Here is a 380-nt window from a genome sequence, read left to right on the forward strand (position 1 = left end):
CGCCTCGCCGTGCGGGTTGAAGTAGTAGCTGCGTGAGGTCGAGCAGTCGCCGGCGTTGAACACCGAGTTGCCCATCAATCCGGTCATCCGGTCGAGGAACTCCTCGTTCGCCTCCTCGGAGACCTCGAACACGTCGGCACCGCGCTTCTTCATCGCCTTCAGCAGGCGTGCCATGTGGGCCATCTGCGTCTCGATCGTCGTGAAGTACGACAGCCCGGAGTAGGAGTACGGGCTGTTGAGCGAGAAGAAGTTGGGGAACTTCGGCACCGTGATGCCCTCGTAGGCGCTGAACCGGTTGTCCCGCCACCACTTGCCGAGGTCGCGTCCGTCGCGCCCGATGATCTCGATCGCCGGGAAGTTCACGTCCCACAGGTTGAAGC

General features: G+C 62.9%; 1 pseudogene. It reads right to left on the bottom strand.

Annotated elements, in window-relative coordinates:
• Positions 1–380 (bottom strand): annotated as a pseudogene (locus ACOADB_RS15260) (NAD(P)/FAD-dependent oxidoreductase); the annotation flags it as partial.

Origin of the sequence: Nocardioides sp. CPCC 206348 (assembly GCF_048654705.1) — a bacterium.
GTDB lineage: Bacteria > Actinomycetota > Actinomycetes > Propionibacteriales > Nocardioidaceae > Nocardioides.